Origin of the sequence: Cohnella sp. (genome assembly GCF_041641335.1) — a bacterium.
Classification (GTDB): domain Bacteria; phylum Bacillota; class Bacilli; order Paenibacillales; family Paenibacillaceae; genus Cohnella.
Genome location: NZ_JBEPYQ010000052.1, coordinates 39,050 through 46,671, shown reverse-complemented (window position 1 = coordinate 46,671; position 7,622 = coordinate 39,050). Strand labels below are relative to the sequence as shown.

At 59.1% G+C, this 7,622-nt stretch carries 9 protein-coding genes and 1 pseudogene; all 10 read right to left on the bottom strand.

What is annotated here, in order from left to right; all coding sequences use genetic code 11:
* Window positions 1-271: pseudogene (locus ACESLM_RS17450) on the bottom strand (NADH-quinone oxidoreductase subunit M); the annotation flags it as partial.
* Window positions 271-2,139, bottom strand: coding sequence for an NADH-quinone oxidoreductase subunit L (gene nuoL / locus ACESLM_RS17445; RefSeq protein ID WP_372632851.1), 1,869 nt, complete (start codon window positions 2,137-2,139; stop codon window positions 271-273). The pseudogene ACESLM_RS17450 and the gene nuoL, both read right to left, overlap by 1 nt.
* 4 nt (window positions 2,140-2,143) lie before the next feature.
* The gene (gene nuoK / locus ACESLM_RS17440; protein ID WP_369827110.1) at window positions 2,144-2,446 is read right to left on the bottom strand and encodes an NADH-quinone oxidoreductase subunit NuoK; all 303 of its coding nucleotides are present in this window, start codon (window positions 2,444-2,446) and stop codon (window positions 2,144-2,146) included.
* Between the two features lie 2 nt (window positions 2,447-2,448).
* Window positions 2,449-2,973: an NADH-quinone oxidoreductase subunit J gene (locus tag ACESLM_RS17435; RefSeq protein WP_372632850.1), complete on the bottom strand. Its 525-nt coding sequence runs from the start codon at window positions 2,971-2,973 to the stop codon at window positions 2,449-2,451.
* A 3-nt stretch (window positions 2,974-2,976) separates the two neighbouring features.
* Window positions 2,977-3,423 (bottom strand): NADH-quinone oxidoreductase subunit NuoI, encoded by a 447-nt coding sequence (nuoI, locus tag ACESLM_RS17430; RefSeq protein WP_372632849.1) that lies wholly within the window; start codon window positions 3,421-3,423, stop codon window positions 2,977-2,979.
* A 13-nt stretch (window positions 3,424-3,436) separates the two neighbouring features.
* Window positions 3,437-4,444: an NADH-quinone oxidoreductase subunit NuoH gene (nuoH, locus tag ACESLM_RS17425; protein ID WP_094047609.1), complete on the bottom strand. Its 1,008-nt coding sequence runs from the start codon at window positions 4,442-4,444 to the stop codon at window positions 3,437-3,439.
* Window positions 4,444-5,544: an NADH-quinone oxidoreductase subunit D gene (locus ACESLM_RS17420; protein WP_372632848.1), complete on the bottom strand. Its 1,101-nt coding sequence runs from the start codon at window positions 5,542-5,544 to the stop codon at window positions 4,444-4,446. Before ACESLM_RS17420 ends, nuoH begins: the two co-directional genes overlap by 1 nt.
* Window positions 5,545-5,550: 6 nt before the next feature.
* Complete coding sequence (locus tag ACESLM_RS17415) at window positions 5,551-6,693, bottom strand: NADH-quinone oxidoreductase subunit C (RefSeq protein ID WP_372632847.1); 1,143 nt, start codon at window positions 6,691-6,693, stop codon at window positions 5,551-5,553.
* The gene (locus tag ACESLM_RS17410) at window positions 6,690-7,208 is read right to left on the bottom strand and encodes a NuoB/complex I 20 kDa subunit family protein (RefSeq protein ID WP_116060706.1); all 519 of its coding nucleotides are present in this window, start codon (window positions 7,206-7,208) and stop codon (window positions 6,690-6,692) included. The genes ACESLM_RS17415 and ACESLM_RS17410 overlap by 4 nt, the downstream gene beginning before the upstream one ends.
* Entirely contained in the window at window positions 7,193-7,564 is a 372-nt protein-coding gene (locus ACESLM_RS17405; protein ID WP_372632846.1) for an NADH-quinone oxidoreductase subunit A, read from the bottom strand. The genes ACESLM_RS17410 and ACESLM_RS17405 overlap by 16 nt, the downstream gene beginning before the upstream one ends.
* Between the last annotated feature and the right edge of the window lie 58 nt (window positions 7,565-7,622).

The window sequence follows — 7,622 nt, the reverse complement described above, 5'->3', positions numbered from 1 at the left end:
AGCTCAGCTTTAAGGATTGAATTCCCTCTCCGAACGCTTCGATGTTCAGCGGAATCGCCAGCCACTCGACCTGTTCCGAGTACGCCGCCCCTCCCGCCGAAGGGTTGTAGGAAGCGTATAGCCATAATGTCAGAGCAAGCGGAATGAGCGTGAATACGATCGCGGTTCCGCGAATCCAATGACTTCTGCCGCCAGGCAGCAGGAGCACGACGAGGGCGCCAAGCAGCGGCGCGAACGCAATCAGAGATAGAACCGGCAGGTCTTCCAGCATTACCAGAACCTCCTTCCGGCGATCGCGAGCATCAGAATCACGATGCCGATAACGGCGGTCAGCGCGTAAGCTTGAACTTGCCCGCTCTGCAGCCTCGTATTCAGCCTGCCCACCGCTCCGACCGCATGGCCGGACAGCCGGACGAGGCCGTCGATCACATATTCGTCGAACAGTTCAAGCAGCTTGCCGAGCCCCTGAAGCGGCTTGACGAACGCGGCCTGATAGAGCTCGTCGATGTAATATCTTCTCTCCAGCACTTTAACGAGTCCCGGAACGCGCGAGGAGACGGCGTCTCTGCGGATCGTTCCTTTGGCGTACATCAGCCAGCCGATATAGATGCCCAGCAGACCGACGGCCGCCGAGACGATCATGACGAGGCCGCTGATAGGATGCTCCGCTTCCCCTCCGAGCAGCCATCCTCCAAGCCAACCGTTGAACGGCGTCTCCACGAAGCCCGAGACGACCGCCAGCACCGCCAGCACGATCAGCGGGATCGTCATGACGGCCGAAGACTCCTTCGCCGCTTGCCCCTCTTTGGGCTTGCCCGCGAAAACGAGGAAGAACAGCCTTGCCATATACAGGGCGGTGAAGAACGCCGCGACCAGAGCGACGACGAACAGAATCGGCTGCTCCTCCAAGGCCGCGGTTAGAATCGCGTCCTTGGACCAGAATCCCGACAGCGGAGGAATGCCCGACAAGGCCAGCGCTCCGATGCCGAACGTCCAGGCCGTGATCTTCATCTTGCCGCCAAGGCCGCCCATCTCGCGGATGTCCTGCGTATGTACGCTATGAATGACGCTGCCCGCTCCGAGAAACAGCAGCGCTTTGAAGAACGCGTGCGTAAACAGGTGGAACATCGCTCCCCCGACTGAGCCGACGCCCAGCGCCAGCATCATGTAGCCGAGCTGGCTGATCGTGGAGAACGCGAGTATCCGCTTGATATCGTTCAGCGCCAGCCCGATCGTCGCGGCGAAAATCGCCGTGAACGCGCCGATGATCGCCACCGTGTTCATCGCGACCTGCGAGGCCTCGAAAATATCGAACGTACGGGCCACGAGAAACACGCCGGCCGCGACCATCGTCGCCGCGTGAATCAAGGCGCTGATCGGCGTCGGACCTTCCATCGCGTCCGGCAGCCAGACGTGCAGCGGGAATTGACCGGATTTGCCGACCGCTCCGAGGAAGATCAGCAGGGCGATCAACGTCGTGATCCCCGTGGAGATGACGCCGCCTTGCGTATCGAACACGTTATGGATCGCCGTGAAGTCGAGCGCGTTGCCCGGCATGTACCAGAACAGCAGCAGGATAGCGATCAGCAGGCCCAGATCCCCGATCCGGGTGACGATGAAAGCTTTCTTGGCCGCCGCCTTCGCCTCCGGCTTGCGATACCAGAATCCGACGAGCAGGAACGAGCATACGCCCACCAGCTCCCAGAAAATATAGAAGGTTAAGAGATTGTCGGCCAGCACCAAGCCCAGCATCGAGCTCGTAAACAGGGCCACGTAGGCGTAGAAAGTCGAAATTCTCTCGTCTTTCTTCATATAACCTTGCGAGTACAGATTGACCAGAAAAGCCACCAGAGTGACGACGACCAGCATCAGCGTAGACAGGTTCGTCACCTCGAAGCCGGCCATCAGCTTCAGCTTACCGATCGAGATCCATTCGAACTGCTTGCTGTACTCCGGCGCATTGCCCGACATTCTCTCCGTGGCGAGGCATACGGCCAGCACCAGGGAAACGAACGAAGCGACCGTGGCGATCCAGGCCCCCGCTTTTCCCAGCGATTTGCCCATCCCCGTCAGTATAATGAACGCGGCGAACGGAAACAGCGGAATCAGCCAGGCGTATTCGGTAAAGAAGGTGCTCATGAAGTTACCTCCTCAACTCGTCGAATTCGTCCACGTTCACCGTAACGCGGCTGCGATAGAAGACGATCAATATCGCGATGCCGACCGCGGCTTCCGCCGCCGCGACCGAGATGGTGAACAAGGAGAAGATTTGTCCCGTCAGCGACGGGAGCGCTCCGTATTTGGAGAAAGCGATCAGGTTGAGGTTCGCGGCGTTGAGCATCAGCTCGATCGAGAGCAGCACGATGATCGCGTTGCGCTTCGTCAGCACGCCGTACAGCCCGATGCAGAACAAAACCGCCGCCAGCGTCAAGTAAGAGGACAGCATGCTCATTCCGCGTCCTCCTCTCTCTTCGCCAGAGCGATCGCTCCGATGAAGGCGACCGTCAGCAGAACGGAAGTCAGCTCGAACGGAATCGCGTATTGGGTAAACATGAGAATGCCGATTTCCCTCGTATTCTCTTCCGCCAGAGAGACCGTCTGGACCGGGAACGTCGCGTTGCGGATTCCGAAGAAGAGAATGCCGAACAAGCAGATGCAGCCAACGGCCGCCAGCGTCTCAAGCAGCGGCCTTGCCGGCTCCCGCCCTTCCCCGTCGTGCTTCGTCATCATGATGCCGAAGATCATCAGAATCGTGATGGCGCCCACGTACAGAAGCACCTGCACGAAGGCGATAAACTCCGCTTCCAGCACGACGTACAGCCCGGCCAGGGCGATAAACGTGAAAGCGACCGAGAGAGTCGTGTGCACGACCTTCGTGAAATTGATCGCCAGCACCGCGCCGACGATCGCGCACACCGACAGCAGGAAGAAGGCGACGAATTCTCCCGTGAATTCAAGGTTGAAGTTGAACACCGTTTATTTGGCGCCTCCTTTCGGAGAGCCGATGTTGTTGTTGTCCAGGCGGATGTTCGTGCTGTTGTCGAACAGCCAATCCTTGTCCTTGAACAGTTCGTCCCGGCTGTAAGCCGCCAGCTCGAAATTGTTCGTCATGACGATCGCCTCGGTCGGACACACCTCCGTGCACAGGTCGCAGAGGATGCAGATTTCGAAATTGACGTCGAACGTATCGATGACTTTGCCCTTTTTCTCCGGATCCGGATTCGGCTTGCCCGACAGCGTGATGCAGTCCGTCGGACAGATGCGCGCGCATTGATTGCACACGATGCATTTCTCCGGGTCGAAATACTGAATCCCGCGAAACCTTTCCGGCATCTGGATCGGGATGTCGGGATACGCGTACGTCACCTTCTTGGTTCCCATCGTTTTTAGGGTCACGCCTAATCCTTTGAGCATGCCTTTCATGGCGACCGCCTCCCTATCCCATCAATTCAATGCCAATTGCCGTCAAGAATATATTGAGAATCGCCAGCGGCAGCAATACCTTCCACGCCATTCCCATCAGTTGGTCGACGCGGAGCCGCGGGAACGTCGCCCGCATCCAGAACAAGAAGAAGACGATAAACGCGAACTTCAGGAAAAACCAGACCAGCCCCGGTATAAAATCAAGCTGCGGGAACGGAGCGTTCCAGCCGCCGAGGAACAAAATCGTCGTCAAGCAGGCGATAGCGTACACGTACACGTATTCCGACAGCATGAAGAATGCGAACCGGAAGCCGCTGTACTCGACGTGGTAGCCGGCGACCAGCTCGGACTCCGCCTCCGGCAAGTCGAACGGCGTGCGGTTGAGCTCGGACACCGCCGCGACGATGAAGATGCCGAAGCCGAGAATCTGGGGCAGGAAGTTCCACTCCCAGAAGTAGCCGCTTTGCGCCAGCACAATCTCCCGCAAATTCAGGCTGCCTGTCATCATGACGACGCCGACGACCGACATGACGAGCGGCACCTCGTAGCTGATCATCTGCGCCGCGGAACGCATCCCGCCCAGCAGGGAGTACTTATTGTTCGACGCCCAGCCGGCGATGACGATCGCGATCGTCGTAATTCCGGAGAGCGCGATGTAATAGAGAAAGCCGACGTTCAGGTCCGCGAATTGCAGATTCATCGAATAAGGAATGAAAGCGAGCACCAGGAACGAAGGAACGAACGCCATTACCGGAGCCAAAATAAACAGCCCTCTGTCGGCTTTCCGAGGAATCGTATCCTCTTTCAGCAGCAGCTTGGCAACGTCCGCCACCGTCTGCAGCAAGCCGAGCGGCCCCGTGCGGTTCGGACCTTTTCGGTACTGCATCCAGCCAATGACCTTGCGCTCGAAGTAAATCGCATAGGTAACGAACAGGATCACGACGGCCAGCACTCCGATTCCCCCGGCGACGAAGATCGCCGCGTTGCCCCAGCTCAGGGGCTCATCCCAGAAGCGTTGCATCAGCAGTCAACCTCCCCCAGCACGATATCGATGCCGCCGAGAATCGTAACGAGGTTCGTCATGCTCTCGCCTACGAGCAGCTTAGGCAAAATCTGCAGGTTTACGAAAGAGGGTCTGCGGAACTTCAGCCGGTAAGGCTCGGCTTTTCCCTTGGAGACGATGTGGCAGCCGATCTCTCCGCGCGGCGATTCGATGCGGACGTAGATTTCTCCGGCCGGCGGGCGGATAGCGCGCGGCACCTTCCCCATCGTATCTCCGTCGCCAGGGAATTGCTCGAGCGCCTGTTCCAGAATGCGCAGGCTTTGCTCGAGCTCCGCTATGCGGATCAGATAACGGTCGTAGCAGTCCCCGTTCTTGCCGACCGGCACGTCGAATTGGAAGCGATCGTACAGGCTGTACGGCTCCGCCTTGCGCAGATCCCACTGCACGCCCGTGCATCGCAGGTTCGCCCCGGACAAGCCGTAGCTGATCGCCGTCTCCGCGTCGTACTTGCCGATCCCTTTGACCCGGGACAAGAAAATCTCGTTGCCGCTGACGAGGTTGTGATACTCGTCCAGCCGGAAATACATGTCTTTGACGAACGTCTTGACCCGATCAATCCAGCCCTCGGGCGCGTCCCATTTCACACCGCCGACGCGCATGTAATTATACGTCAGCCTCGCGCCGCACAATTCATTGAACAGCCCCAGTACGCGTTCCCGGTCGCTGAAAGCGTACAGGAACGGACTAAGGGCTCCGATGTCCAGCAAATAAGTTCCCCACCAGACGAGATGGCTGGCGACGCGCTGCAGTTCCATGACGATCAGACGCAGAAACTCCGCCCTTTCGGGAATTTCCAGCCCCATCATCTTCTCTACCGCATGGCAGAGAACATAGTTGTTCGTCATCGCGGAGACGTAGTCCATCCGGTCCGTATAAGGGATGATCTGCGTAAAATTCAAATTCTCCGCCAGTTTCTCCGTACCGCGATGCAGATACCCCATCACGGGGGTTGCTTCCGTGATGACTTCCCCGTCCAGCTTGACGATGATCCGGAACACGCCGTGCGTGCTCGGATGCTGCGGACCTACGTTGAGCAGCAGCTCTTCAGTACGAATCACGTGATCTTACACCTCCGGGTCCAGCGGAACGTAGTCTTTGCGAAGCGGATGGCCGACCCAGTCGTCGGGCATCATGATGCGTCTCAGATCCGGATGCCCCGGAAAATCGATGCCCAGCAGGTCGTAAATTTCTCTCTCGTTCCAGTTCGCCGTCTCCCAGATCGGAGTAACGGACGCGACGGAAGGACTTTCCCGATCCGTGCGCACCTTGACGCAATAACCTTCTCGAGCGTTCATGTTCCAAGGGTAATAGACGACTTCCATATGAGTCTCGTAATCTACTCCGGACACGTTGCGCAGATAAGCGCATGCCAGCTCCGCATGGTCGCGAAGCAACCTCGCCGCCTGGCCCCACCGCTCGTTCTTGATGACCAGCGTCGGCAGGTGATCGTTCGCTTCATTGATATAAGCTTCCTCGACCGCATCCTCCGCCACCAACTCCCGCAGCATCACCGCGACGCGGTCGAGCCTGGGCTGGCTGGGCGACGGCGGCTTCGGCGGCGGCGCATCCGCTCCCGCGCCCTCTCCGGCCCCCGCCGCTCCAGCCGGAGCGCCTCCTTGCGCGGCTTGCGCCGCCGCTTGGGCCGCGGCCGCCTTCGCCGCTTCGCGCGCCTCCAGCGCGGCTTTGCGCCGGGCTGCCTTCTCCTCGTCCGTCTCCTTGCGGCGGACCGGCGCATCGCCTTCGCTTGCCGCCGGCGTTGCTGCTGCCGTACCCTCGCTCGCGACCGAGCCTACTGCTGCGGCGCCCTCGCTTGCCGATGACCCGCCTGCTGCCGCTGCGGCCGGAGCCTCTGTCGCTCCCTTCGCGCTCTCTTCCGCCGGCTGTGCACCCGCTGCACTCGCTGACGAGCCGCCTTTCGCCGCCTCAGCTGCCGCCAGTGCGGCTGCTACCTTCGCAGCCTCGCGCGCCTCCAGCGTCGCTTTACGTCGCGCCGCCTTCTCCTCGTCCGTCTCCTTGCGACGCTCCGGAACGGGCGCATCGCCCTCGCTTGGCGGCTGTCCCGCCGACGCTGCGACGGCTGCCGGAGCCTCTGCGGCCGATTCCCCTGCCTTCGGCTCGGCTTCAGCCGACGGATGAGCGGGCGGCGCTTCCGATTCCGGAGGTTTATTTTCAACAGGATTATCGTCCCGTTTGTTCTCTTCGCTCATCGGCTAGTCACCTGCTTCCCGGTTTTCGCCTCGTAGCGTATTTTCGCCTGCAGTTTATTGATGCCGTAGATCAGGGCGGCGGGATTCGGCGGACAGCCGGGTATGTAGACGTCCACGGGGACGATCTGATCGACGCCCTTCACTACGGAATAAGACTTTACGTACGGGCCTCCCGCGGTCGCGCAGGACCCCATCGCAATTACCCACTTCGGCTCCGGCATCTGATCGTACAGACGCTTGAGCAGCGGCGCCATTTTCTTCGTTACCGTTCCCGAGACGATCATGACGTCGGCCTGCCGGGGAGATGTCCGAAACATAACCCCGAAACGGTCCAAATCATAGTGAGCCCCGCCCGCGGCCATCATTTCGATCGCGCAGCATGCCAAACCGAAGGTCAGCGGCCACAGCGAATTGCTCCGCGCCCACCCCTTCAGTTGTTCAATGGTGCCAAAGAAAACGTTGCGCTCCACTTCCTTCCGGTCCTCCGGAGATACGTTCGCTAAATCGAGTTCCATTTGAACACCTTCTTTCTCCATGCATACACCAGGCCGACGAGCAGCAAGCCCGCGAAAATCAACATCTCGATCAACGCAAATAGACCAAGCTGATTGTAAGCTACGGCCCAAGGGTAAAGAAATACGGTTTCCACGTCGAAAACGACAAACATAAGCGCGTACAAATAATACCGGACGTTAAAGCGGATCTGGCTGTCTCCCACCGGCTCGTTGCCGCTCTCGTAGGTGGTCATCTTCTCTTCAGTAGGCTTGCGGGGCCTAAGAATAGAACCGAGCCACAGGACGAAAATCGGAAACACGATACCCAGCACCAGGAAGACGGTAACAATGACGTATGAGTTGATGTACTTCTCCACTGCAACGCCTCCGCAAACAGGTAAATTTACCCCATAATTATAACAAATGCCCCCATTC